Source organism: Blastomonas sp. CCH1-A6, assembly GCF_001556365.1.
Lineage (GTDB): Bacteria > Pseudomonadota > Alphaproteobacteria > Sphingomonadales > Sphingomonadaceae > Blastomonas > Blastomonas ursincola.
In genome coordinates this window covers 1-1,111 of sequence record NZ_LSIS01000143.1, presented here as the reverse complement: position 1 = coordinate 1,111, position 1,111 = coordinate 1, and the positions used below count along the sequence as shown (strand labels likewise).

General features: G+C 62.4%; 4 protein-coding genes and 1 pseudogene. All 5 read right to left on the bottom strand.

What is annotated here, in order from left to right:
* Positions 1–188 (bottom strand): annotated as a pseudogene (locus tag AX735_RS05800) (hypothetical protein); the annotation flags it as partial.
* Positions 185–394: a hypothetical protein gene (locus AX735_RS05795; protein WP_004213310.1), complete on the bottom strand. Its 210-nt coding sequence runs from the start codon at positions 392–394 to the stop codon at positions 185–187. The pseudogene AX735_RS05800 and the gene AX735_RS05795, both read right to left, overlap by 4 nt.
* A 12-nt stretch (positions 395–406) precedes the next feature.
* Positions 407–673, bottom strand: coding sequence for a hypothetical protein (locus tag AX735_RS05790; protein ID WP_008831641.1), 267 nt, complete (start codon positions 671–673; stop codon positions 407–409).
* Positions 670–957 (bottom strand): hypothetical protein, encoded by a 288-nt coding sequence (locus AX735_RS05785; protein WP_030541545.1) that lies wholly within the window; start codon positions 955–957, stop codon positions 670–672. Before AX735_RS05785 ends, AX735_RS05790 begins: the two co-directional genes overlap by 4 nt.
* A gap of 11 nt (positions 958–968) precedes the next feature.
* Positions 969–1,111, bottom strand: a 143-nt coding sequence (locus AX735_RS24895) for a DUF3768 domain-containing protein (protein WP_156447433.1), incomplete at its 5' end; no start/stop codon positions are given.

The following is a 1,111-nucleotide window of genomic DNA, read 5'->3' as shown; positions in this document are numbered from 1 at the left end:
GCCCGCTTCATCGCCTGTTTCATCCGAACATCGTCGGCGCTGCGCGTCAGCGCCGCCATGATGTTGGGGACGCGCGCGGGCATATAATGCCCCGCGCGCTCGGCCGCCTCGATCACAAATTGCAAATCGCTGATCTCGGTAGGCGAGAGGGTGACGCGAACGGCGCTCGCCGTGTTGCTGATTTTCATGGCTGCGGCTCCGGCTCTTCTTTCGCCTTGTAGGCGGCAAGGCCGATCCATGATCCGTTGTCGCCGCGAAACTGGCGCACAACATCGCCGCCGTCCCAATGGCCGGTGAAGATGCCGCGCCGGTTGATGCCGCCGACGGGGCGCGTGCGCGCCGCCAGAAGGCGGGCGCGGCGCGTGTCTCGATCTAGGTGGCGCATGGGTTGCATGGTCAATCCTTCCTATTCGCTGGCGGTGTCGAGGTTTGTGCCGATCTCGTCGGCGTCGAAGTCTTCAAGGGCTGAAATCGCGCTTTCCAGTTCGGAAACTGCGGCGTCCATCGCCTGCGCACGTTCGCTGTCCTCAAGGCTGGGTGGTAGATTCTCGCGGGCGGCCTGTTCGTCATCCTTGACGGTTTCAAGCATGTCGCGCGCCTCATCCAACAGGGCTTTGCCCTTGTCGATCAGCACGCGGGCGGCGGCGATCTGCTTGCGGCGTTCGCGGTTCATGCCTCTGCCCTCACGTCGCCGCTGTCGATCTGGAATCCTGCGCGGGCCAGCTCGTCACAAAGGGCGTGCTGCCTCTCTTCGCGGGTGCCGCTGGTGGCGATATAGCTGCATCGCCCCCAATGGAACGCGAAGCCTGCACGTTTCAGGCATCCGCGAAACCGCTGGTGGGTGCGGTCGCTCCAATCCAGTGTGCCCGCATAGTTGCGGAAAGCGGCGACGGCGCAGACGGAACCATAATTCTCATCACGCCAGCTAAGCTCGATAACCGGGGGCGATTTGGTCATGATGGCCTCCCTCAATATTCACTGGTTAGGAGAATGGTGAGCACGCGGGTTGTGGCATCGGGATTCCACGGTTCGGCGCTGCCAAATTCAAGATCGCGGTCGTAATAGATCCTATGCAGGCCGGATCGGCTATGCCGTTGTTCCGTCAAACCTC

What these genes read in the sequence shown, in the direction of transcription:
- AX735_RS05795 (WP_004213310.1), bottom strand. Translation starts at nt 394, where the DNA reads ATGCAACCCATGCGCCACCTAGATCGAGACACGCGCCGCGCCCGCCTT.
- AX735_RS05790 (WP_008831641.1), bottom strand. Translation starts at nt 673, where the DNA reads ATGAACCGCGAACGCCGCAAGCAGATCGCCGCCGCCCGCGTGCTGATC.
- AX735_RS05785 (WP_030541545.1), bottom strand. Translation starts at nt 957, where the DNA reads ATGACCAAATCGCCCCCGGTTATCGAGCTTAGCTGGCGTGATGAGAAT.